This window comes from Nesterenkonia lutea (assembly GCF_014873955.1).
GTDB lineage: Bacteria > Actinomycetota > Actinomycetes > Actinomycetales > Micrococcaceae > Nesterenkonia > Nesterenkonia lutea.
In genome coordinates this window covers 400,846-423,655 of sequence record NZ_JADBED010000001.1, presented here as the reverse complement: position 1 = coordinate 423,655, position 22,810 = coordinate 400,846, and the positions used below count along the sequence as shown (strand labels likewise).

General features: G+C 66.5%; 20 protein-coding genes. 5 read left to right on the top strand and 15 right to left on the bottom strand.

The features are described 5' to 3' along the window. Nucleotides 1-73: 73 nt before the first annotated feature. A complete protein-coding gene (locus tag H4W27_RS01995) occupies nt 74-1,081 on the top strand; it encodes an ABC transporter substrate-binding protein (RefSeq protein ID WP_192594443.1) in 1,008 nt (335 codons plus the stop codon). Between the two features lie 29 nt (nt 1,082-1,110). Continuing rightward, entirely contained in the window at nt 1,111-2,667 is a 1,557-nt protein-coding gene (locus H4W27_RS01990) for an acyl-CoA synthetase (protein ID WP_192594442.1), read from the top strand. Here H4W27_RS01990 and H4W27_RS01985 read toward each other — a convergent pair. Continuing rightward, a complete protein-coding gene (locus H4W27_RS01985; protein WP_192594441.1) occupies nt 2,664-3,266 on the bottom strand; it encodes a PadR family transcriptional regulator in 603 nt (200 codons plus the stop codon). The two genes, H4W27_RS01990 and H4W27_RS01985, sit on opposite strands and share 4 nt — an antisense overlap. Before the next feature lie 135 nt (nt 3,267-3,401). On the opposite strand from H4W27_RS01985, the gene H4W27_RS01980 reads away from it, so the two are divergent. Both H4W27_RS01980 and H4W27_RS01975 read left to right on the top strand, forming a co-directional pair. Further along, nucleotides 3,402-4,520: an aromatic ring-hydroxylating dioxygenase subunit alpha gene (locus tag H4W27_RS01980; RefSeq protein WP_192594440.1), complete on the top strand. Its 1,119-nt coding sequence runs from the start codon at nt 3,402-3,404 to the stop codon at nt 4,518-4,520. A 6-nt stretch (nt 4,521-4,526) separates the two neighbouring features. Next, the gene (locus tag H4W27_RS01975; protein WP_192594439.1) at nt 4,527-5,579 is read left to right on the top strand and encodes a PDR/VanB family oxidoreductase; all 1,053 of its coding nucleotides are present in this window, start codon (nt 4,527-4,529) and stop codon (nt 5,577-5,579) included. Between the two features lie 109 nt (nt 5,580-5,688). Here the strand turns inward: H4W27_RS01975 and H4W27_RS01970 are convergent, their stop codons facing one another. The 4 genes from H4W27_RS01970 to glyA all read right to left on the bottom strand — a co-directional run bounded on the left by H4W27_RS01970 (nt 5,689) and on the right by glyA (nt 9,631). Continuing rightward, nucleotides 5,689-6,333 (bottom strand): alpha/beta hydrolase, encoded by a 645-nt coding sequence (locus tag H4W27_RS01970; protein WP_318782083.1) that lies wholly within the window; start codon nt 6,331-6,333, stop codon nt 5,689-5,691. 4 nt (nt 6,334-6,337) lie between these two features. After that, the gene (locus tag H4W27_RS01965) at nt 6,338-7,360 is read right to left on the bottom strand and encodes an LLM class flavin-dependent oxidoreductase (RefSeq protein WP_192594437.1); all 1,023 of its coding nucleotides are present in this window, start codon (nt 7,358-7,360) and stop codon (nt 6,338-6,340) included. A gap of 28 nt (nt 7,361-7,388) precedes the next feature. Further along, nucleotides 7,389-8,270, bottom strand: coding sequence for a bifunctional methylenetetrahydrofolate dehydrogenase/methenyltetrahydrofolate cyclohydrolase (locus tag H4W27_RS01960; protein ID WP_225939185.1), 882 nt, complete (start codon nt 8,268-8,270; stop codon nt 7,389-7,391). An 83-nt stretch (nt 8,271-8,353) separates the two neighbouring features. Beyond that, entirely contained in the window at nt 8,354-9,631 is a 1,278-nt protein-coding gene (glyA, locus tag H4W27_RS01955; protein ID WP_192594435.1) for a serine hydroxymethyltransferase, read from the bottom strand. A gap of 200 nt (nt 9,632-9,831) precedes the next feature. Between glyA and H4W27_RS01950 the strand changes: the two genes are divergently transcribed. Then, a complete protein-coding gene (locus H4W27_RS01950; protein WP_225938968.1) occupies nt 9,832-10,287 on the top strand; it encodes a Fur family transcriptional regulator in 456 nt (151 codons plus the stop codon). Between the two features lie 128 nt (nt 10,288-10,415). Here the strand turns inward: H4W27_RS01950 and H4W27_RS01945 are convergent, their stop codons facing one another. From H4W27_RS01945 to purH, 10 genes are all read right to left on the bottom strand, one after another. Further along, entirely contained in the window at nt 10,416-10,649 is a 234-nt protein-coding gene (locus tag H4W27_RS01945) for a hypothetical protein (protein WP_192594433.1), read from the bottom strand. A 238-nt stretch (nt 10,650-10,887) separates the two neighbouring features. Then, on the bottom strand, nt 10,888-11,838 hold the full coding sequence (locus H4W27_RS01940) for a hypothetical protein (protein WP_192594432.1): 951 nt from the start codon (nt 11,836-11,838) through the stop codon (nt 10,888-10,890). Nucleotides 11,839-11,861: 23 nt separating this feature from the next. Further along, nucleotides 11,862-12,695 (bottom strand): hypothetical protein, encoded by an 834-nt coding sequence (locus tag H4W27_RS01935; protein WP_192594431.1) that lies wholly within the window; start codon nt 12,693-12,695, stop codon nt 11,862-11,864. Nucleotides 12,696-12,851: 156 nt separating this feature from the next. Continuing rightward, the gene (locus H4W27_RS01930) at nt 12,852-14,540 is read right to left on the bottom strand and encodes an alpha-amylase family protein (protein ID WP_192594430.1); all 1,689 of its coding nucleotides are present in this window, start codon (nt 14,538-14,540) and stop codon (nt 12,852-12,854) included. Next, nucleotides 14,540-15,505, bottom strand: coding sequence for a TIGR03885 family FMN-dependent LLM class oxidoreductase (locus tag H4W27_RS01925; protein ID WP_192594429.1), 966 nt, complete (start codon nt 15,503-15,505; stop codon nt 14,540-14,542). Before H4W27_RS01925 ends, H4W27_RS01930 begins: the two co-directional genes overlap by 1 nt. A gap of 123 nt (nt 15,506-15,628) precedes the next feature. Beyond that, entirely contained in the window at nt 15,629-16,144 is a 516-nt protein-coding gene (locus H4W27_RS01920) for a gamma carbonic anhydrase family protein (RefSeq protein ID WP_192594428.1), read from the bottom strand. Between the two features lie 54 nt (nt 16,145-16,198). Then, the gene (locus H4W27_RS01915) at nt 16,199-17,116 is read right to left on the bottom strand and encodes an NAD(P)-dependent oxidoreductase (protein WP_192594427.1); all 918 of its coding nucleotides are present in this window, start codon (nt 17,114-17,116) and stop codon (nt 16,199-16,201) included. A 121-nt stretch (nt 17,117-17,237) separates the two neighbouring features. Continuing rightward, nucleotides 17,238-19,463 (bottom strand): NADP-dependent isocitrate dehydrogenase, encoded by a 2,226-nt coding sequence (locus tag H4W27_RS01910; RefSeq protein WP_192594426.1) that lies wholly within the window; start codon nt 19,461-19,463, stop codon nt 17,238-17,240. Nucleotides 19,464-19,539: 76 nt separating this feature from the next. After that, nucleotides 19,540-20,874, bottom strand: coding sequence for a magnesium transporter (gene mgtE, locus H4W27_RS01905; protein WP_192594425.1), 1,335 nt, complete (start codon nt 20,872-20,874; stop codon nt 19,540-19,542). Nucleotides 20,875-21,064: 190 nt separating this feature from the next. Then, nucleotides 21,065-22,756, bottom strand: coding sequence for a bifunctional phosphoribosylaminoimidazolecarboxamide formyltransferase/IMP cyclohydrolase (gene purH, locus H4W27_RS01900; protein ID WP_192594424.1), 1,692 nt, complete (start codon nt 22,754-22,756; stop codon nt 21,065-21,067). Between the last annotated feature and the right edge of the window lie 54 nt (nt 22,757-22,810).

Genomic DNA, 22,810 nt, shown 5'->3' with positions numbered 1-22,810 from the left:
CGTTCCAGCAGCAGTTTCAGCAGCACGTGTTCCCCACCACCGACGTCCCACATCCCATGACCGGAGAGCTGCCATGAAAAACCTATCCCGCGGAGCCCTCGCGCTCTGCGCCGCCCTTGCCCTGACCTCCTGCGGAAGCGGGTCCCCCTCAGGAGATGCCGATGATGAGCCAGCCGAGGACACAGGCGCGGAGGCCCAGGACGGCGAGCTCACCGAGGTTGAAGTCGGCGTCATCCCGATCGTGGACGTCGCCTCGATCTACCTGGGTGACCAGGAGGGGATCTTCGAAGAGCATGGGATCGATCTGACCCTGACCCTGGCCCAGGGCGGCGCAGCGATCATCCCCGCAGTCCAGTCCGGGGACTTCGACTTCGGCTTCTCCAACGTGACCTCACTGCTGGTCGCCGCAGACAGCGGCCTGCCGCTGCAGATGGTCGCCGCAGGCCCGCAGACCACCGGCGACTCCGAGAACGACTTCTCGGCCGTGATGGTGAAGTCTGACTCCGGCATCGAAACGGTGGCGGACCTCGAGGGCAAGCGCGTGGCGGTCAACACGCTGAACAACATCTTCGACTCCGTGATCTCCGAAGGTGTCCTGGAGGCCGGGGGCGACCCCGCCAATGTGGACTTCGTGGAGGTGGGCTTCCCCGACATGATCGCCCAGCTGGAGTCCGACAACGTGGACGCCGTCTCCGCCGTCGACCCCTTCACCACAGTCGCAGACAACGAGGGCTACGAGCGGATCTTCGCACCCTTCGCCGATGTGGTCGATGAACTGGGAGTCGGCACCTATTTCGCCTCCCAGCAGCTGGTCGATGAGGATCCCGAACTCGTGGAGAGCTTCTACACCGCGATGCAGGAGTCCCAGGCCTACGCCGACGAGAACCCCGACGCGGTCCGCGAGGTGCTGGGCGAGTACACGGAGATCGATCAATCAGTGCTCAGCGAGATCGCCATCCCGACCTTCCCCGAGGAGATCAACCTGGATTCTCTCGAGGAGGTCGCCGAGATCTCTGAACGGCATGGACTCATCGACGAGAGCCCCAACGTCGACGAGCTGGTCTGGGAAGGCGCTCGATGACATCTTCCGGAAGAGGAGGAACACAGACGATGAAGAACCATGGTCTGGGAGACTGGATCCACCGACGCCGCGTACGGTCCCGCGGAGAGACGGCTCTGATCAGCGCGGCCGGTGAGCTGACCTACGACCAGCTCGCGGAGCGGATCGATCGGCTCGCCAACGCCTTCGCCGATCGAGGTGTCCGCACGGGAGACCGCGTGGCCTACCTCGGCGAGAACTCGCCCGCCTTTCTGGAGACCCTCTTCGCCGCGGGCAGCCTGGGAGCGGTGTTCGTCCCGCTCAACACCCGGCTCGCGCCGCCGGAGATCCAGTTCGCGCTGCAGGACTCGGGGGCCCGGCTGCTGGTCTCCTCCAGCACCCTGCAGCCACTGGCAGCCTCGGGGAGCCGCGAAACGGCCGTGGAGCGCATCATGATCGTCGACGACGGGCACGGGACGCAGCACGAGGACGCAGAGCTTCCCCTCCCGGCGGAGCCCTTCGAACAGGCGCTGAGCTCGGGCGCCCTCCATCGGCCCGACGTGCAGGTCTCGCACGAAGATCTCGCGGTCATCCTCTACACCTCCGGCACCACCGGGAGCCCCAAGGGCGCCATGCTCACCCACGGCAACCTCACCTGGAACGCCATCAACGTGCTGACCGATCACGACATCACCAGCAGAGATGTCGCCCTGATGATCGCTCCGCTGTTCCACGTCGCGGCACTGGGCCAGGGTGCCCTGCCGGTGCTGCTCAAGGGCGGCTGCGTCGTCCTGGAACAGCGCTTCGAGCCGGGCCGCGTGCTCGCACTCATCCAGGAGCACAGCGTCAGCAACATCTCCGGGGTCCCGACCACCTTCCAGCTGCTCTGTGAGCATCCGGACTGGGATCACACCGACATCTCTTCGCTGCGCAACCTCACCTGCGGCGGCTCGGCCGTGCCGACGCGTGTGCTGGAGGCCTATGAGAGCCGCGGACTGGCGTTCACCATGGGCTATGGGATGACGGAGACCTCACCCGGTGCCACGAGTCTCCCCTCGGCATATTCGCGGTCCAAGCAGGGATCCGGAGGCCTGCCGCATTTCCACACCGACGTTCGGGTGGTGGATCCCGCAGACCAGCCCTGCGCTCCCGGAGAGGTGGGCGAGATTCAGGTGCACGGCCCCAACGTCATCGCGGAGTACTGGAACCGGCCTGAGGCCACGGCCAGCTCCTTCGTCCACGAAGAGCACGCCAGCTGGCTCAAGACAGGGGACATGGGGTACCTCGACGAGGACGGATTCCTCTACATCTCCGACCGGCTCAAGGACATGATCATCTCCGGCGGGGAGAACATCTACCCGGCCCAGGTCGAGCAGCAGATCGCCGCACTGGAGTCGGTCGCCGCCGTCGCCGTGATCGGAGTCGAAGATGAGCGCTGGGGCGAGGTCCCGCGGGCCATCGTCGTGGTCCGCGAGGGCCATGAACTCACCGAGGAACAGGTGCTCCGGCATCTGGACGGCAGGCTCGCGCGGTACAAGATCCCCAAGTCGGTGATCTTCGTGGAATCCATGCCACGCACAGCCTCCGGGAAGATCCGCAAGCCGGACCTCCGCCGGCAGTACGCCTAGCCTGCGCCCTCGGCATCCTGTGCCTCGAGCTCCTCGAGGAGGGCCAGTCCGCTGTTGGCCCAGTCCACCTCGGCCTGGGCCAGTCGGATGAGTCCCTCGTAGGCGAAGGACTTGAACGCAACGATGCGCGCGTGCTGCTCGGCGGGGTAGCGCTGAAGCCTCGCCGCGATCATCGGGTGCTCATGTGACTCAATGGCCTGGACCTGGCTGCTCCACTGGGCGATCTGCTCTTCATAGTGCTGGGCATGCTGCTGCAGATGCATGCGGACGCTGTCCGGATCCGTCCACTCGAAATAGGCAGCCTGCATATGGGCCACGTCCCGCCAGGGCGCGTATCTGAGCGGTTCGCTCATCCAGCCGCGGAAGGCCGACTCCCCCTCCGCGGTGATGTAGTAGCGGGTCTTCGTGCTGTTCGGGCCCCAGCGCTCCTCCCGGCCCTGCACCAGCCCCTCCGTCTCCATGCGGCGCAGTTCGGGATAGATCTGTGAGTCGGGGGCATGCCAGACATGTCCCACGGACCCCTCGAACCGCTTCGCCGTCTCATAGCCGGTCAGCGGCGCAGCAGTGAGAATCGCCAGCAGGGCGTAGCGCAGACTCACAGGTGACGGACCTTTCGACGGCAGACGGTGCTTGCCCTCCACTATATCCAGAGCTATTGTGTGACTCAGCGCACATATAACTATCTCCATAGTCAATGAAAATCCGTCAGCGACGGATCGCCCAGGGAGGCCACCATGACAGATCTCAGCCCGAGCGGCGCCACCGCCAAGAACATGGCATACCCGCTCAACGCCTGGTACGTGGCCGGATGGGATCACGAGGTCAACCGCAAGAAGATCCTCTCGCGGAAGATCGCGGACCGCCCGATGGCGCTCTACCGGACCGAGGAGGGGCGTCCGGTCGCGCTGACCGACGCCTGCTGGCACCGGCTGGCCCCGCTGTCCATGGGCAGCCTGGTCGGCCCCGACGGCGTGCAGTGCCCCTATCACGGGCTGCAGTACAACTCTGCGGGCCGGTGCACCTTCATGCCGGCGCAGAAGACGATCAACCCCTCCGCGATGGTGAACTCCTACCCGGTGGTGGAGCGGCACCGCTTCATCTGGGTCTGGCCTGGCGATCCGATGCTCGCCGACGCCGCACTGATCCCCGACATGCACCAGATGGGCGCGGATGACTGGGCCGGGGACGGCCGGACCATCGACGTGCGGGCGAACTACCAGCTGGTGCTGGACAACCTCATGGACCTCACCCATGAGGAGTTTCTGCACTCCTCCTCCATCGGACAGAAGGAGCTCAGCGAATCCGACATCGAGGTGACCCACGACGAACGCACGGTCACGGTGACCCGCTATATGGAGAACATCGATGCGCCTCCGTTCTGGCTGAAGAACATGCGGGACAAGTTCCCGGACTTCGAGGGCAAGGTTGATCGCTGGCAGATCATCGAGTTCCAGATGCCCTCGACCATCTGCATCGATGTGGGAGTCGCCGCGGCAGGCACCGGCGCACTGAGCGGTGACCGCAGCCAGGGAGTCAACGGCTATGTCATGAACACCATCTCTCCGGTGGATCAGAGCAACGCGATGTATTACTGGGCCTTCATGCGCAACTACCGCCTCGAGAGCCAGCGCATCACCACGGAGCTGCGCGACGGCGTGCACGGGGTCTTCGCCGAGGACGAGGAGATGCTCACCGCCCAGCAGCAGGCCATTCTGGAGAATCCGGATCACGAGTTCTACAACCTCAACATTGATGCCGGCGGCATGTGGGTCCGCAGACTCATCCAGCGCGCCGTGGAGGCCGAGAGGTCCATGATGGCCACCGACGCCGACCTCAGCGCCGCTGGCAGGTGATGCTGGATGTCTCAGGGAACACAGCTGCACTGGCAGCGAGCAGTGGTGACGTCTCGCCGCCTCGCCGCCGATGAGATCGCCGAGATCGTCCTGGCCGGTGAGAAGCCGCTCTTCACCGAGCCCGGGGCGCACGTCGACGTGCGCATCGGACGTGATGCCGAGCGGGACACCGTGCGGTCCTACTCCGTGGTCGAGGGAGCGGCTGACGGCAGCTGGGTGAAGATCGGCGTGCGGCTCTCCCCCACTTCCCGCGGCGGCTCTCGATTCATGCACAACCTGGCGCCCGGAGACTCGCTGGAGATCACCGCGCCGGTGCAGAACTTTCCGCTGCGCGTGGGCGCGCCGCGCTACCTGCTGGTCGCCGGCGGGGTGGGCATCACGGCCATCCATTCGATGGCCCGGGTGCTCAAGCGCCTGGGCGCTGATTATCAGCTGGTCTTCGTGGGACGCTCCCGGCCGGCCATGGCCTTCCTGCGGGACCTGCAGGAGGAGCATGGCCCGCGGTGCGTGGTCTCGGTCGACGACGAAGGAGACGTGCTCGACGTCAAAGCGCTGCTGGACCAGGTGGATGCCTCCACGGAGCTCTACATGTGTGGGCCCATCCGCCTGATGGACGCGATCCGTCGCGCCTGGATCGAACGCGACCTGCCCATGCCCAATCTGCGCTACGAGACCTTCGGCAACAGCGGCTGGTTCGACCCCGAGGAGTTCGAGCTGCGCATCCGCGGCTCGGAGCAGCGCACGATCGTCTCAGCCGATGAATCCATCCTCGAGGCGCTCGAGCGCGTCGGTGTGGAGGCCATGTACGACTGCCGCAAGGGCGAGTGCGGGCTCTGCGTGGTCAAGGCCGAACAGCTCGTCGGAGTGATCGACCACCGCGACGTCTTCTTCAACGAGGAGGAGAAGCGCAGCGACACCAAGCTCTGCGTCTGCGTCTCCCGCCTGGCTTCATGCACCACGCCTGAGCTCGAGGATGAGGTTGCGGACCCGGCCGCAGTCGACCTCGCGGCAACAACCTCCCCGCGATCCCGGCCGACCCTGACCCTGGACTTCCCGTAACCCTGGACTTCCCGTGACCCTGGACTTCCAGTGACCCTGGACTTCCAGTGATCCTGGACTTCCCGTGGTTCAGGGCCGTCCCTGACCCCGGGGTGCTCGGTGTCCTGGCTCAGCCGCTCCACGTCTCGGAGAGCTGCTCCAACCAGGCCGCGCACAGCGCGGTCCATGACTCAGACTGACCGGAGCCCTCCGCGAGTCCGATCCCGTGGACGCCCTCAGGGAAGACATGAAGGGCATGCGGCACCTTCGCGCGCGCCAGGGCCTGGCCCAGTCGATAGGAATGTTCCACCGGAACCGAGACGTCCTCCGCGGTATGCCAGATGAAGAACGGCGGTGCCGCTGCGGTCACGAGTCGGTCCACTGAGGTCTCCGCGCGCAGCTGCGCGCTCGGTGTCCTCCCGAGGAGCTCGTCCTGGCTGCCGCGATGTGTGTCCAGCTCCATGGAGACCACGGGATAGCTCAGCACGGCCGCGTCCACCCACCCGGGGCCCTGCGCTGGGGCGGTCAGCGCTGCGTGGCCGGCCAGATGCCCGCCGGCGGAGAATCCCAGCAGGACGATCCGTTCAGCGCCCTCGCCCCTGAGCCGGCGGATCTCAGCCCGCACGGCCTCCAGTGGAGCGGGATGTCTGGTGCTCACCGGGTAGCGGAGGACGCTGGCGGAGAATCCCAGCTCGCGCAGCCATTCGGCGACAGGCTCTCCCTCGTGATCAGAGAGCTTCGCGTACCCGCCTCCGGGCAGGACGATCACGTGCACGGGGCTACTTCCAGCCCAGGGGTTTGGCGACATGCTCGAGCAGGGACTCGAGGATGTGTGCGTTGTAGTCCACGCCCAGCTGGTTGGGCACGGTGACCAGCACCGTGTCCGCGGCCTGGACGGCCTCGTCCCTGGCAAGCTCTTCCACGAGGACGTCGGGCTCAGCGGTGAAGCTGCGCCCGAAGATCGCCCGGGTCTTCTCGTCGATCATGCCGATCTGGTCCTGTGAGTCCCGCTGCCCCAGGAAGTAGGCACGATCCTGGTCCGAGACGATCGGCAGGATCGACCGCGAGACCGAGACCCGCGGCTCGAAGCCGTGATCATGCTTGGCCCATTCCTCGCGGAAGGCCTGGATCTGCTTGGCCTGCTGGATGTGGAACGGCTCGCCCGTCTCGTCATCCTTCAGCGTGGAGCTCATCAGGTTCATCCCCCGAGTCGCGGCCCAACGGGCAGTGGCGTCCGATCCCGCACCCCACCAGATGCGCTGGCGCAGGCCCTCGGAATGGGGCTCGAGCCGCAGCAGCCCGGGCGGGTTGGGGAACATCGGGCGTGGGCTGGGCTCGGCGAAGCCCTGCCCGGAGAGCACCTGCAGAGCCACCTCGGTGTGGCGGCGCCCCATGTCGGCGTCGGACTCGCCCTCGGCGGGCTGGTAGCCGAAGTGGCGCCAGCCCTCCACGGCCTGCTCTGGCGAGCCGCGGGAGATGCCGAGCTGGAGTCTGCCCTCGGCGATGAGATCTGCCGCCCCGGCGTCCTCGGCGAAGTACAGCGGGTTCTCGTAACGCATGTCGATCACGCCGGTGCCGATCTCGATCGTCGAGGTCTTTGCGCCGACGGCGGCGAGCAGCGGGAACGGTGAGGCGAGCTGCCGGGCGTAGTGGTGCACCCGATAATAGGCGCCGTCGATGCCCAGCTCCTCCGCGGCGACTGCCAGGTCGATGGACTGCAGCAGCACATCCGACGCAGAACGAGTCTGGGAGTGCGGAGACGGCGTCCAGTGTCCGAAAGAGAGAAATCCTAGGTTCTTCACATTTGAAAGAACGCCGCCGCTGCTGGGGCTATTCCTGGATCTGCTTCTCGGCGGCGAGCACCACATTGGCCAGCAGCTCCGCGCGGGTCATCGGCCCGACCCCGCCGGGATTCGGTGAGTACCAGGAGGCGACGGATTCGATCCCCGGCGCGATGTCACCGTAGATCTTCGCCTTGCCGGTCTCCGGGTTGACCTCGCGGGTGACACCCACGTCCAGGGCGATCACCCCGGCCTTCAGCTGGGCCGGGTCGATCATGTGCTTGACACCAGCAGCAGCGACGACGACGTCGGCCTGGGCCAGATGCGCGGCGAGATCCTGGGTGCCGGTGTGGCACAGGGTCACGGTGGCGTTGACGTCGCGGCGGGTGAGCAGCAGCCCGATGGGCCGCCCGATGGTGACGCCGCGTCCCACGACGACCACGTGCTTGCCCCTGAGATCCAGCCCGTAGTGGTCCAGCAGGTCCACGCAGCCTTTGGGGGTGCAGGGCAGCGGGGAGCTGATCTGCTCGTTGACGTTGGCGACCAGTCGACCCAGGTTCATCGGGTGCAGACCGTCGGCGTCCTTCTCCGGAGAGATGGCTTCGAGCACCTTCTGCGTGTCCAGATGCCTGGGCAGCGGCAGCTGGACGATGTAGCCGGTGCAGGCGGGGTCGTTGTTGAGCTTCTCGAGCTCTGCCAGGAGCTCCTCCTGCGTGGTCTCGGCACCCAGCTGCACCTCGATGGAGTTGATCCCGACCTCGGCGCAGTCCCGGTGCTTGCCCGCCACATATGACTGGCTGCCGGGATCGGCCCCGACCAGCACGGTTCCGAGCCCGGGAGTCACGCCGCGGGACTTCAGCGCGGAGACCCGCTCCGTCAGATCTGCCTTCAACGCTCTGGCGGTGGCCTTCCCGTCGAGCAGCTGGCCCAGCGGTGCTGAGGCTGCGTCGGCGACGGGCGCTGACCCGGCGTCGTCGTGTCTCGGCTGACTGATGTTCTCTGTCATCGGTGAGCTCACCAGTCCTCCAGTCCCTCGTAGAGCGGGAAGTCCTTGGTCAGGGTGGCCACGCGGGACTTCAGGCCATGCAGATCAGCATCAGGCTTCAGCGCCTCGGCGATGATGTCGGCGACCTCGCGGAACTCGACCTCGCCGAAGCCGCGGGTGGCCAGCGCCGGGGTGCCGATGCGCAGTCCCGATGTGGTCATCGGCGGGCGCGGATCGTTCGGCACGGCGTTGCGGTTGACGGTGATGCCGACCTCGTGGAGCCGGTCCTCGGCCTGCTTGCCGTCCAGCTCGGAGTTGCGCAGGTCCACCAGCACCAGGTGCACGTCGGTGCCGCCGGTGAGCACCGAGACGCCGTGCTCGGTCACATCCGGCGCCACGAGCCGCTTGGCCAGGATCTGGGCGCCCTCGATGGTGCGCTTCTGCCGTTCTGCGAACTCTTCGGTGCCAGCGATCTTGAAGGCGATGGCCTTGGCCGCGATGGCATGCATGAGGGGGCCACCCTGCTGACCTGGGAAGACCGCGGAGTTGATCTTCTTCTTGTGCTCTTCCTTGCTCAGGATGATCCCTGAACGGGGTCCGGCAAGAGTCTTGTGCACTGTGGTGGTGACCACATCGGCGTAGGGCACCGGGTTCGGGTGCAGCCCCGCGGCGACGAGTCCTGCGAAGTGCGCCATGTCCACCCAGAGAATCGCGCCGACCTCGTCGGCGATCTCGCGGAAGCGGGCGAAGTCCAGCTGGCGGGGGTACGCGGACCAGCCGGCGACGATCATGTCCGGCTTCTCGGCGAGGGCCTGCTCGCGAACCTTGTCCATGTCGATGACACCGGTCTCGGCGTCGACCTCATAGGCGACGATCTCGTAGAACTTGCCCGAGAAGTTCAGCTTCATGCCGTGGGTGAGGTGGCCGCCGTGGGCGAGCGAGAGGCCCATCAGCTTGTCGCCCGGCTTCAGGAAGGCCGTCATGACCGCCACATTGGCCTGTGCCCCGGCGTGCGGCTGGACGTTGGCGTGCTCGGCACCGAAGAGTGCCTTGGCACGGTCGATGGCGAGGTTCTCGGCGATGTCGACGAACTCGCAGCCGCCGTAGTAGCGACGCCCCGGATACCCTTCGGCGTATTTGTTCGTCAGCACTGATCCCTGCGCCTCAAGAACGGCGCGGGGTACGAAGTTCTCACTCGCGATCATCTCGAGGGTGTCGCGCTGGCGACCGAGTTCGTCGGAGATCGCCTGGGCGATCTCTGGATCAACCTCGGACAGAGGGGCGTTGTTGATATCCGGTGTGCTCATGGACTGAAGCTCTCCTTGCGGATGAAGACGGGGCAGCGTGGTCAGTCTAGCGGCCCGTGCCTGTGGAGCACGCGGTCCCCGCGCCGAACACTCTCCCGCGACACGCGCGGCGACTCAGCCCACGACACTCCCGGTGACACGTGCGGTGACACGCGTCCCATTTATTGTGAATGACTCATATGTGCGGCACACTGGAGCCCATGACTTCCCCCGACTGGCCTGCTCGGCTGCGCGAACGCGGACTCCGCGTGACCCGCCAGCGGCTCGCCGTCCTGGAAGCCGTGGCCGCACAGCCCCACCGGCCCGCTGAGGCTGTGCACGCTGCGGTGCGGCAACACCTTCCGGAGATCACCGTGCAGTCGGTCTACACCGTGCTCCATGACCTCACTGCCCGGGAGCTGCTGCGCAGGTTTGATCCGCCGGGCTCCCCCGCCTGCTACGAGACGCGGACCCATGACAATCACCACCACGCGATCTGCACGCTGTGTGGCCGGATAGAAGATGTGGAGTGTGTCCACGGAAAAGCGCCGTGCCTGCAGGCTCCGGCCAGTCTCGGGATGCAGATCCAGATCGCTGATGTGGTCTTCCGCGGAGTCTGCAGCTCCTGCTCCATGCGGGCCGAGGAACTGGCCGCGGCAGGTTCCGCCGAGGCCTGAGCAGGACTGAGCAGGGCTGAGCCGTTTCTGGCGGTCCTCGTGTGTCTGCCGGGGAAGCCCCCGACGCAGAAGAACCCCCGCAGAGAGCGTGAGCTCCTCGCGGGGGTCCTTCGTGGAGAAGAGGATGATCACATCTCTTCTTCCTCCTCCATGGTCTCTTCCTCAGCCGGAGATTCCTCAGCCGGATCTTCCTCCATGGGCTCTTCTTCCATGGGCTCTTCCTCAGCCGGTGCCTCTTCGGCTGGCGCCTCTTCCTCTGCTGTGCCTCCGTCGTCGCAGGCAGTGGCACCAAAGAGTGCGAGGGAGCCGACGCCGATCACGCCGGCGATCGTGCGAAGCTTGCTGGTTTCGGTGGCAGTCATAAGTAGTACCTCCGTGTATTCGCATCGCGAGATGCTGAGCGGTCTTTCCGCCGTCACCCACGAGCGGCTCGGGCCTCTCGCCGATGACATGATCCATTCTGCCTACGCGACATGGACCGGGGGAAGCGATTCTGGCGGATTCAGGCCGATTCAGAGAATGCTCCTACCGCCTGTGCAGGACTTGTATCGATAGCCCACGAACCCTTGAAGTGAGCTGGACGTTCTTGTCGCGCGTTCGTCAGCCCTGGTCAGGACCCACAAAACCGTTGAGGATCTCCTGCAGCTGTTCCTGGTCGATGATCAGGTCGTCGGCCGGGGCCTCGGGCGCCTCCGCTTCATTCCACTGGGTGAAAGTGGCCGTGAAATCCTGGTCCTCACCGAAGATGGTGACGCCGACCAGCTGCGGAGAACCCTCATCCGCAAGCACCGCCAGCTCCACCTGTTCGTCGGAGTAGACCCACACGTTCTCCCCCTCGCGGGTGTCCACTGCGGACGCCAGCTCCAGCTCAGAGAGCGAGCTGACGCCGAGAGACTCCTCCAGCTCGGTGCGGAGCAGCTCCAGGAGCGCGGCCGGGGTGCGCGGCACGGCTGGCTCGCTGTCGGTGACGTCGACCCACTCGCCTTCGGCGCTCAGCTCGGCATCCAGCTGCGCGGCATCAGGCTCAGGATCGACCTCCGGAGGCACCTGGGCCTCATAGTCGAAGACGAAGGCCTCAACCGTCTGATAGGTCTCGTCGCCGGAGGTCAGCACCTGGAAGTCAGGGACGTAGTTGAGCTCGGTGACAGAATCCCCCTCGATCTCCCCTGTCACCTGCATCTCGAAACTCTCCCCCTCCGCTTCGAAGAAGTCCGGGGCGTATCCGAAGAGCTCGTGGCCTCTCTCGAGCCCCGCGAGGACCTGGATGTTCACACTCTCCTGGGACATCGAGGATTCCCAGATCTCCTCCTCGATCTCGGCGAGGTCTGCAGGCTGCTGATCGTCCTCATCTGCGGCGATCTCGTCAGAGGGGATTCCCTGATCCTCCGCGCCGGAGGGATTGATGTTCTCCTGCATGTCCTCATCCTCGGGCGATCCCCCAGGCCCTTCACATGCGGAGAGGGCCAAGGCGGCGACCGCCACCAGACCAGCTCCGACGCGCCGACGGCTGGTGGTCGTCGACCTGCTGTCTCCACGTGTGAACATGCTCATGGTCTTTCCTTCCATTCAAGTGGTTACGGTCCGTCCTCGCCGGCGTCCTGCTCAGCCTCTCCACCGAGATCCTCAGTGGACCAGCCGTTGTCCTGCGCGATGGCCACGAAGATCTCTTCCACCGTGGTCACGTTCTCGGGTTCCTCTGGGCGCTGCGCCTCGTTCCACTGGCTGAAGACGTAGTGGGACTCATCGTCGCGCATCTCGAGAAGGTAGGGAGCGCCTTCGGCGGCCACCACGAACTCGGTGGACTCGTCCTCGGTGGCGTAGACATAGACATCGGCGCCGTCCCGGGTCTCTTCCGTGCCCGGCAGCGCGCCGACTCCGTCATCGTCGAGCTCACGCTGCCAGGTGGTGATGAAGTCCTCGGCGGAGAACACGGCCCCGCCGTCGTCGGTGCTGAAACGGACCCACTGGTCGGCCACCACGGAGTCGATGAACTCCTCTTCAACGAGGTCGGCGAACTCGTCATCGAGCTCGCTCATCAGCAGCGAGGCGAAGTCTTCGCCCCGGAAGTACTCGGTCCCGTCCACCGCGCGCTGGGTGAAGCTCACCTCGCCGGCGCTGAAGGTCATCTCTGAGTCGCTGCCGTCCACGGCGCCTGTGATGGTCAGGTCGCCGGTCTGGTCCTCGTCGATCTCCTCGAACATCTCGTCCACGTCGGCCTCGGAGGCCTCCACCTGACCTTCGATGCTGACCGTGTCTGCGGTGAGCATGGCGTCCCACATCCGGTCCTGGATCGCGCTGAAGCCGGGCACCACCGGCCCTTGGTCCTCGGCCTCGAAGGGGTTGCCTCCGCAGCCGGCGAGCATGACGACGGCGGCCAGACTGCTGCCTGCCATGGCCTTGCGCTTCATGGGGACTCCTTGAGGACTCTTGGGAGGGACTCGGGGGAACTCTCTTGCGGAAGTTCCCGTGGACGTTCGAGACGATGAGCGGCGAGCCCTGGGCGCGGGCCCCGAGCCGATGTGACTCTCCAGACTAGCCGGTCTGAGGGCGTGGACAGATGAGACTCAGACCAGGCGCGGGTCACTGGCTCGTTTGACCCTGAACCAGCGGTAGCCGTAGCCCTGGAGAGTGACTTCGGTGCGGTGCTCGGCGTCGATGGCACACCCACCGTCTTGGAGCAGATCGATCAGTTCGGTTCCCTCCTCCTCGTTCACCAGTTCCAGCGGGACCACCATGGATTTCGGCGAGAGGTTGTGCAGCAGGACCATCGCCTGGTCTTCACAGACCATCCGGTGGGCCAGCACCTCCCGGTGTGGCTGGTCCAGGATGTCGAGCTCACCCCATCCGAGCTCCGGAGAGTCCCTGTAGCGCTTCGCCAGCCGGGTGATGTGTTGGAGCAGCGAGTCCTCGTCACGACGGGCTGCGGCGGCGTTGACATGCTGAGGCCCGAACGGCCCCTCCACCACTCTCCGGGCCAGCCGCGAGGGCCGAGCGGAGGAGAAGCCGCCATTCTTGTCGGTGGTCCATTGCATGGGGGTGCGGACCGCCTCTCGTCCGGGCACGTCCAGGTTCTCCCCCATGCCGATCTCCTCCCCGTAGAAGAGCACCGGCGTGCCGGGCAGCGAGAAGAGCAGCGAGTAGGCCATCTTGATCTGCCGCGGATCCCCGTCGAACATGGATGGCAGACGGCGGCGGAGACCCCGACCGGCGAAACGCATCTCCTCGTCAGGACCGAATGTGTCGAGGACCTCTTCGCGCTCTTCAGCGGTCAGGAGGTTCAGGGTCAGCTCGTCATGGTTCCGGAGGAAGTTCGCATACTGGGTCTCCGTGGGGAGCCCCCGGGGGCGCCTCCCCAGTGCTTCGGCCAAGGGACCTGCGTCCTCGCGCGCGAAGGAGAGGAAGGCCTTCTGGTTCACCACGAAATCGAACTGCATCGTGAGCTGGCCACCATCATCGCCGAAGAACGCCAGCTGTTCCTGGTGCGGGAGGTTGACCTCCCCCAGGAGGATGGCTGAGCTGGTTCCGCTGACACGGCGCTGGAGGAAGGATCGCAGCGTGCGCAGATAGTCGTGGGGCTCCAGGAGCTCATGGTCGTCGGACCCGGTCAGGGTGGTCTGGCTGATGGCGAACGGCACGGCGTCCACCCGGAATCCGTCCACGCCGAGTTGGAGCCAGAATCCCATGGTCTTCGCGATCGCATCGCGGACCTGGGGATTCGCGGTGTTCAGGTCCGGCTGAGTGTGCAGGAAGTGGTGGAGATACCACTCCTGCGTCTTCTCCTCATAGGTCCAGATCCCGTCCTCCGCGCCGGGGAACATGGCCTCACCGGATGTCTCGGGCGGAGTGTCGCTGCGCCAGACGTAGAAGTCCCGGTAGGGGCTGGACTTCGACGCTCGCGCCTTGCGGAACCACGGGTGCTGATCCGAGGTGTGGTTGATCACCAGATCGATGATGACCCGGATGCCGCGGTCATGGGCGACTCGCACCAGTTCCACGAAGTCACCGTGATCTCCGTAGCGATCATCGACGCCGAACATGTCGGCGATGTCGTAGCCGTTGTCCCGTCGTGGAGAGGGATAGAAGGGCATGAGCCACAGACAGCTGACGCCGATATCGGCCAGGTAGTCGATGCGCTGGGCGAGACCTGGGATGTCCCCGATCCCGTCGCCGTTCGAATCCAGGTAGGTCTCGAGGTCCACACAGTAGACGACGGCGTTCTTGTACCAGAGGTCGGCGGTGTCGGTGATCCGCATCAGACGGCCCTCAGCTCGGGCAGGATCGCCTCACCGGCGAGGTCGAGCCAGGGTCGCTGATCCTGGCCGACGTGGTGCAGATACACCTGTTCGAATCCCGTCTCGGCCGATCCTGCGATCCATTCGGCGAGCTGACCGGGGTGCTGGGAGATCCACACGGCCTCCCCCACGGTGGCGCGAGTCACCCCCACCGCGGCGGAATCGAAATGTTCCGGGGTGGGAAGGTCCTGGTCCAGAGGAGGACCGAAGACGTTGGTCCGCCACTGGTCATGGGCGATGTCCTCCGCCTGCGCGTAGGTCTGCGCCCAGCTGAGGTGGATCTGAAGCATGGCAGGCCCGCGACCGCCCGCCTCTCGGTAGGCCGTGAGCACGTCTCCCTGCACGTTGCCGGGCTGGTTGAGGGTGATCATGCCCTCTGCCCAGTCAGCGGCGCGCCCTGCGGCCTCGGCCGAGAGACAGGTTGCATAGAGCGGAATGGGCTGATCGGGCCGGTCATAGAGGTAGGCGTCCTCCACATCGACCAGGCCGTGGTGGCTGTGGATCCGTTCCCCCCGGTGCAGCCGGGAGATGATCTGCGCGCATTCCTGCAGCCTGCGCCGTCTCGTGTCCCTGTCCAGCCACTTGTCCCCCGTGACGTGTTCGTTCATCGCCTGTCCGGCGCCGAGCGCAGTCCAGTACCTGCCCGGGAACATCGCGCCGAGGGTCGCCGTGGCCTGCGCCACGATGGCGGGGTGATAGCGCTGCCCAGGAGCGATCACCGACCCTATGGGGAAGGAGGTGGTGGCCAGCGCCGCACCGAGCCACGAGAGCGTGAACCCGGAGTGTCCCTGACGTTCAGACCACGGCATGAAGTGGTCTGAACTCATGGCGCAGTCGAACCCCACCGTCTCAGCGTGCTGGACGTCGAGGAGCAGCTGTGCCGGCGCGATCTGTTCCTGCGACGCGTGAAATCCGTAGGCGGTCACTGGGGCTTCCTCTCGTGAGTCGGTCCTGAGGTCAGGCTACCGAGAGAATCCTGGTGGTCAGCTGAACACAGCCCGACTCTTTCTCGAAGACGTCGTCCGGGTCAGCGGCATGCTGGGCGGTCCCTACTCTGCGGCGAGGTGGGCGTCCTTATGGCCGAGATAGACCTCGGCGTTCTCTCGCAGCGAGGCGATCTCCTCTTCGGTGAGCTCGCGCCGGACCTTCGCCGGCACCCCCGCCACGAGTGACCGGGGCGGGATCTCGGTGCCTTCGAGCACCAGGGCGCCGGCGGCTATCAGGCTCTGCTCACCGATGACGGCCCCGTTCATGATGGTGGCGCTCATGCCGACCAGGGAGCCTGCTCCGACGCGGCATCCGTGGACCACCGCCGAGTGTCCGACGGAGACTCCCTCTCCGATGGTGCAGGGGTGTCCCGGGTCCGCATGCAGCACGGCGTTGTCCTGGAGGTTCGTCCGCTCCCCCACGGTGATCGAAGCTGAGTCTCCGCGCACCGAGACTCCGTAGAACGCGGAGGAGTCCGCGCCCATGGTGACATCGCCGGTGATCGCCGCGGTCGGGGCGAGGAAGACACCCTCCGCGATCGCCGGAGTGTGACCTCGAACGGTGAGGATATGGGCCATGTCGGTGACTCCTGTCTGGGCGGGATGGGACCGGCGGCCGCTGCGCCGGGTCTCTCAGTATCCCTGAGCGGGATCCACCACGCCCAGCATCGGTTCACCGGCGCTGAACCGGAGGTGGTTCGCCAGGATCCGTTCCCGCAGCAGCGGCTGCACCATGTCCGTGGTGTCAGCAGTATGCGGGGTGATCAGGCAGTTCTCCAAGGACCAGAGCGGATCGGAGTCGGGCAGCGGCTCGGGCTCGGTCACATCGAGTCCGGCCCCGCGCAGAGTGCCGGCGGAGAGCGCCTGGGCCAGCGCATCCTGATCGATCAGGCTGCCGCGGCCCACGTTGATGACCACGGCGCCCCGGGCGAGGAGCCCGAGCCGTTCGGCGTTGATCATGTGCCGGGTCGCGGGGGTGGCCGCGGCGGCCAGTGCGACGACGTCCGCGCCGTCGAGGGCTTCGTCGAGCTTCTCGAAGGACACGGTCGCGTCCGCGCCATCCACGGGTGTCTGCGTGCGCCGCACCACGGTCACATGGGTGTCGAAGCCCTTGTAGAGCCGGACGATCTCGGCGGCGACTCCCCCGCCGCCGACGACGACGCAGCGCAGCCCGTTCAGCGAGATCCCGCCCTCGGCGCCCCAGCTGGTGGCCAGCGCACGGGTCTTGAGCCCGCGCAGCGCGGCCAGGGTCAGCGCCAGGGCGTGCTCTCCCACGGGCTTGGCATAGGAGCCCTTGGCAGAGGTCCAGGTCAGATCCGGGAACTGCTTCAGGGCCTCCGCGTAGAGCTCGATGCCGGCGCTGGGCAGCTGCACCCAGCGCAGCTGTGGGTTCGCGGCGAGGACCTCGGTGAGGTTCAGCTTCTGGAACATGCCGGTGATGATCAGGCCATCGGGCTGCTCGTCAGCGGCGACCAGCCCGGCCCCCTGCTCGTGGAGACCTGCGATGAGCCTGGGTTCACCCTCGGGCATGACGTGGATTCGTTGGGTCATTGAATCATCCTGCCACGACTGCCCCTGCCATCCCAGCTCAGCGAATTACCGGGCCCTGCGTGTTCTACCGGGCTTTCCGTAGGCCCGGTAGAACTCGCAGAGGGGGTAAAACGCTGGGGGGTCAGCCCTTGAGTCCGTCGATGATGCTGTTCAGGGTCTTCGAGGGGCGCATCACGGCGAAGGCCTTGGCCTCATCGGGACGGTAGTACCCGCCCAGATCCACCGGGTCGCCCTGGGCACCCTTGAGCTCCTCGAGGATCTGCTCCTCGCCGGAGGTCAGCGCCTCGGCCACGGAGGAGAAGCGCTCGGCGAGCTCGGCGTCCTCGGTCTGCTTCGCCAGCTCCTGGGCCCAGTACATGGCCAGGTAGAAGTGCGAACCGCGGTTGTCGATGCTGCCGGGCTTGCGTCCCGGAGAGCGGTTCTCCATCAGGAAGGTCGCGGTGGCGCGGTCCAGCGCGGTGGCGAGGACCTTGGCCTTGGGCGCATCGGCCTGTTCCGCGTACTTCTGAAGCGAGGGGACCAGGGCGAAGAACTCGCCGAGGGAGTCCCAGCGCAGGAAGTTCTGCTCGGTGAGCTGCTGGACATGCTTGGGCGCCGAGCCGCCGGCGCCGGTCTCGAAGAGCCCGCCGCCCGCCATCAGCGGCACGATGGAGAGCATCTTCGCGGAGGTTCCGAGCTCGAGGATCGGGAACAGGTCGGTGAGGTAGTCACGCAGCACGTTGCCGGTCACCGAGATGGTGTCCTCCCCGCGGCGCAGACGCTCCACGGTGTACTTCGTGGCCGCCACCGGGTCGAGGATCTTGATCTCGAGGCCCTCGGTGTCCAGATCCGCCAGGCTGCTGTTGACCTTCTCGATCATGGTGCGGTCATGGGCGCGCTTCTCGTCGAGCCAGAAGACGGCCGGGGTGTCGAACTCGCGGGCCCGGGTGACGGCGAGCCTGACCCAGTCCTGGATGGGAGCGTCCTTGGTCTGGCAGGCGCGCCAGATGTCACCGGCGGAGACCTCGTGCTCCAGGAGCACGTCGCCCGCCGCATTGGTCACCTGGACCGTGCCCTCGGACTCGATCTCGAAGGTCTTGTCGTGGGAGCCGTACTCCTCGGCCTTCTGCGCCATCAGCCCGATGTTCGGCACGGTGCCCATGGTGGTCGGGTCGAAGGCGCCGTTCGCGCGGCAGTCCTCCACGACCGCCTGGTAGACCCCGGCGTAGGAGGAGTCCGGGATGACCGCGAGGGTGTCATCGGTCTCCCCGGTGGGGCCCCAGAGCTGTCCGCCGTTGCGGATCATCGCCGGCATGGAGGCGTCCACGATGACATCGGAGGGGACGTGCAGGTTGGTGATGCCCTTGGAGTCGTCCACCATGGACATCCGCGGGCCTTCGGCGAGACCCTGGGTGACCTCTGCCTTGATGGCGTCACCGGCCTCGCCCAGCTTCTCCGCACCGGAGAGGATCGATGCCAGCCCGTCGTTCGCGGAGAGGCCGGCCTCCTCGAGGGTCTTTCCGTGCTTCTCGAAGAGGCCCGGGAAGAAGGCGCGCACGATGTGACCGAAGATGATCGGATCCGAGACCTTCATCATGGTGGCCTTCAGGTGGGCGGAGAAGAGGACGTCCTCCTCCTTGGCCCGGGCCACCTGCGCGGCGAGGAACTCATCGAGCGCGGCGGCGCGCATGACCGTGGCGTCGACGACCTCTCCGGCCTTGACCGGCAGCGAGTCCTTGAGCACGGTGACCGTGCCGTCGGCGGCGACGTGCTTGATGCTCAGCGTGTCCTCGGTGTCGAGGACCACGGACTGCTCGTTGGCGGCGAAGTCCCCGGAGGTCATCGTGGCCACGTTGGTCTTGGAGTCGGCGCTCCAGTCGCCCATGTGGTGCGGGTTGGAGCGCACGTAGTTCTTCACCGAGGCGGGTGCGCGGCGGTCGGAGTTGCCCTCGCGCAGCACGGGGTTCACGGCCGAGCCCTTGACCTTGTCATAGCGGGAGCGCACGTCGCGCTCCTCCTCGGTGGAGGGCGCCTCGGGGTAGTCGGGCAGCGCATAGCCGGCGGACTGCAGCTCGGCCACGGCGGCCTTGAGCTGGGGCACGGAGGCGGAGATGTTGGGCAGCTTCACGATGTTGGCCTCAGGCGTCTTCGCCAGGTCGCCGAGCTCGGCCAGCGCGTCGCTCTGGCGCTGCTCTTCGCGGAGGTGCTCCGGGAACTGCGAGATGATCCGGCCCGCCAGCGAGATGTCCCGGGTCTCGACCTCGACGCCGGCCGGTGCGGCGAAGCCCTCGACGATGGGCTTCAAGGAGAAGGTGGCCAGCATGGGTGCTTCGTCAGTATTGGTATAGATGATCTTCGCCGCAGGCATGGATCTCCCTCAAGTTCGATGAAATGTCGTTTCCCTGCTCACAAATCTACCTCAGATGCCGTCTCCGGCCAGGTGGCTACAGCCCCAGCACGGTTCGGGCGATCATGAAGTACACGATCAGTCCGGTGGCGTCCACGAAGGTGGAGATGAAGGGGTTGGCGAACACCGCCGGGTCAGCGCCGAGCTTCTTGCCCAGCAGCGGCATCAGCCCACCCACCGAGGCGGCGAGGGTGCAGATGGACAGCAGCGTCAGGCCGATCACGGTGCCGATGTCCCAGCCGTAGATGAATCCGGCGACCAGGAATCCCAGCACGCCCAGGGTGGCGCCGAGCGTGATGCCCACCCTGACCTCGCGCCAGAGCACCTTGAGCACGTCACGGGTGCCGACGTCGCCCAGCGCCAGGGCGCGGGTGACCGTGGTGGCCGCCTGATTGCCGGAGTTGCCGCCGGTGCCGATCAGCAGCGGCACGAACAGGCTCAGCACCACCATCGACTCGATGGTGCCCTCGAAGACGTCGAGCACCTGCACGGTCAGCGCCGCGCCGAGGGCGAGCACCAGCAGCCAGACCACGCGCGAGCGCATGATGGTCAGCACGGGCGTGGAGAGGTAGGGCCGGTGCAGCGGCTCTGCACCGCCGTGGCGGGCGGCGTCCTCGGACTCGGCACGTTCGAGGATGTCCAGGGCGTCGTCCACGGTGAAGATGCCGACCACACGGTGTTCAGAGTCTGTGACCGGCACGGCCAGGTGCTTGCGGTCGGCACACAGGCGGGCCGCGTCCTCGGCGTCGTGATCGGCGTCCACCGAGTCGGCTTCGGCCATCAGGTCCACGACGAGCTCCTCGCCGCCGGCGCTGACCAGGTCACGCAGGGAGACCACCCCACGGAGCAGCCGAGCGGGATCGACCACCGGCAGCGTGTAGAGCGTCTCGGCGTCCTCACCTGCCCGGCTGACCTTCTCCATGGCCTGGGCGACGGTCCAATGCTCGGGGATGGCGACGAACTCTGGGCTCATCTGGCGTCCGATGGTCCCGGAGGGGTAGCCCAGCACGATGTTGGTCAGGCTGCGCTCGCGCGGGTCCAGGTGCCGCATCATCCGGCGCGCGATGGAGGCCGGCATCTCATCCATGAGCCGGACCCTGTCATCGGGGTCCAGAGATTCGAAGAACAGCGCGACGTCGACGTCCTTGAGGCCCTCGATGATCTCGTGCTGCAGGGACTGATCGAGCATCTCGAAGGCCTCGACCGCCACAGCCTTGGGGAGCAGACGGAAGGTCACAGCCCGGTCCTTGACCCCGAGTCGTTCGAGGAAGTCCACGACGTCGCCGACGTTGAAGTCGTCCAGCGCGCGACGGAGCTCGGTCAGGCGCTCCTCGCGGATGAGATCTTCCAGATCTTCAAGCTTTTCATTCACTTGCCTCACCCCTTTCGAGGGTGCCGAGCTGGACTATGGGGTGGATCCTCCCGCTCAGCTCCCCCTGAAGAGAGACCGAAGGAGACCGAAGCAGATCAGTGCGGTGCGGTGCAGTGCGGTGCGGTGCGGTGCGGGTTGGTGCAGATCGGTACTGTGCGAGTCAGTGCTGTGCAGAACGGTGCTGTGCGGTTCAGTGGAAGAAGTGCCGCGTCCCGGTGAGGTACATCGTCAGTCCCGCCTCCCGTGCCGCGGAGATGACCTCTTCATCGCGCTGCGAGCCGCCCGGCTGCACCACGGCGCGCACGCCGGCGGTGATCAGGCTCTGCAGACCATCGGCGAAGGGGAAGAAGGCATCCGAGGCGGCGACGGCGCCGCGGGCCCGGTCCACCCCGTCCCCGGCCAGCGTGTTGGCCCGTTGCACGGCGAGCCGGCACGAGTCCAGCCGGTTCACCTGGCCCATGCCGATGCCGACGGTGGCCTGGTCGCGGGCCAGAAGTATGGCATTCGACTTCACCGAGCGGATGGCCCGCCAGGCGAACTTCAGATCGGCGAGCGTCTGCTCATCGGCGGCCTCCCCGGAGACCAGCTTCCAGGCGGCGGGAGCGTCACCCTCGGCGTCCACGGCATCGGAGGCCTGCAGCAGCATTCCCCCGGAGATCTGCTTGTACTCGATCCGGTCTCGCCGGTGTCCCGCCGGCAGACGCAGCAGGCGGATGTTCTTCTTGCCCCTGAGGATGGTCAGCGCCTCCTCCTCGAAGGCGGGAGCCACCACCACCTCGGTGAAGATCTCCGCGACCGCCTTGGCCATCTCGACGGTGACCGTGCGGTTGGCGGCGATCACGCCGCCGAAGGCCGAGAGCGGGTCGCAGGCATGGGCAGCCCGGTGCGCCTGGGCCACGGTCTCCCCGACTGCCGCGCCACAGGGGTTCGCATGCTTGATGACGGCCACGGCCGGCTCAGCGAAGTCGAAGGCCGTGCGCACCGCGGCGTCGGCATCGACGTAGTTGTTGTAGCTCATCGCCTTGCCATGCAGCGTCTCCGCCTGGGCCAGGCCGGGCCGCGCGCTGGAATCGGCGTAGAGCGCCGCGGGCTGGTGCGCGTTCTCGCCGTAGCGCAGCGTGTCCAGACGCTGCAGCGCGAGGCCGGCATAGGGCGGGAAGTTCAGCTTCTTCTCCATGCTGGCCAGCGGCGAGGCCGGCACGGAGGCCGGGTCGAAGTCGTCGTCGAACTGCTGGGAGGTCCAGCGCGCCACGGCGGTGTCATAGGCGGCGGTGTGCGCGAAGGCCAGGGCGGCCAGCCGGCGTCGTGCGGTCAGCGTGAATCCGCCTGCCGAGGCGGCGGAGATGATGTCGTGATAGCGTAGCGGGTCCACCACGATCGCCACCGAGGCATGGTTCTTCGCGGCGGCACGCACCATGGAGGGACCGCCGATGTCGATCTGCTCGACGATCTTGTCCTCGGTCGCGCCGGAGGCCACGGTCTCGGCGAAGGGGTAGAGGTTGACCACCACGAGGTCGAAGGGCTCGATCTCGAGCTCGCTGAGCTGATCCCGGTGGTCGGCTCGACGCCGGTCCGCCAGGATCCCGGCGTGGACGCGCGGGTGCAGCGTCTTGACCCGGCCGTCGAGGCACTCGGCGAATCCGGTGACCTCGGAGACCTCGGTGACCGGGACTCCGGCGGCCGCGATGCGCTTGGCGGTGGAGCCGGTGGAGACGATCTCCACCCCGGCGGTGTGCAGCCCTGCGGCGAGGTCCTCGAGACCGGTCTTGTCATAGACGGAGATCAGCGCGCGCCGGATCGGCTGGCGGGTCTCCCCCTGCGAGGTGCTGCCCGGTTGCGCGGCGGTGGGCTTCTGCGCTGCAAACTCGCTGTCAGTGCTCATGCACACTCCTGAAGTGGGATCGACGCTCAAAGATCTGGACCAGTCTACCGACCC

Coding starts and splice junctions, on each gene's coding strand:
- H4W27_RS01980 (WP_192594440.1), top strand. CDS start 3,402: ATGACAGATCTCAGCCCGAGCGGCGCCACCGCCAAGAACATGGCATAC.
- purH (WP_192594424.1), bottom strand. CDS start 22,756: ATGAGCACTGACAGCGAGTTTGCAGCGCAGAAGCCCACCGCCGCGCAA.
- H4W27_RS01945 (WP_192594433.1), bottom strand. CDS start 10,649: ATGACTGCCACCGAAACCAGCAAGCTTCGCACGATCGCCGGCGTGATC.
- H4W27_RS01990 (WP_192594442.1), top strand. CDS start 1,111: ATGAAGAACCATGGTCTGGGAGACTGGATCCACCGACGCCGCGTACGG.
- H4W27_RS01975 (WP_192594439.1), top strand. CDS start 4,527: ATGTCTCAGGGAACACAGCTGCACTGGCAGCGAGCAGTGGTGACGTCT.
- glyA (WP_192594435.1), bottom strand. CDS start 9,631: ATGAGCACACCGGATATCAACAACGCCCCTCTGTCCGAGGTTGATCCA.
- H4W27_RS01935 (WP_192594431.1), bottom strand. CDS start 12,695: ATGAAGCGCAAGGCCATGGCAGGCAGCAGTCTGGCCGCCGTCGTCATG.
- H4W27_RS01910 (WP_192594426.1), bottom strand. CDS start 19,463: ATGCCTGCGGCGAAGATCATCTATACCAATACTGACGAAGCACCCATG.
- H4W27_RS01940 (WP_192594432.1), bottom strand. CDS start 11,838: ATGAGCATGTTCACACGTGGAGACAGCAGGTCGACGACCACCAGCCGT.
- H4W27_RS01995 (WP_192594443.1), top strand. CDS start 74: ATGAAAAACCTATCCCGCGGAGCCCTCGCGCTCTGCGCCGCCCTTGCC.
- H4W27_RS01920 (WP_192594428.1), bottom strand. CDS start 16,144: ATGGCCCATATCCTCACCGTTCGAGGTCACACTCCGGCGATCGCGGAG.
- H4W27_RS01915 (WP_192594427.1), bottom strand. CDS start 17,116: ATGACCCAACGAATCCACGTCATGCCCGAGGGTGAACCCAGGCTCATC.
- H4W27_RS01930 (WP_192594430.1), bottom strand. CDS start 14,540: ATGCGGATCACCGACACCGCCGACCTCTGGTACAAGAACGCCGTCGTC.
- H4W27_RS01950 (WP_225938968.1), top strand. CDS start 9,832: ATGACTTCCCCCGACTGGCCTGCTCGGCTGCGCGAACGCGGACTCCGC.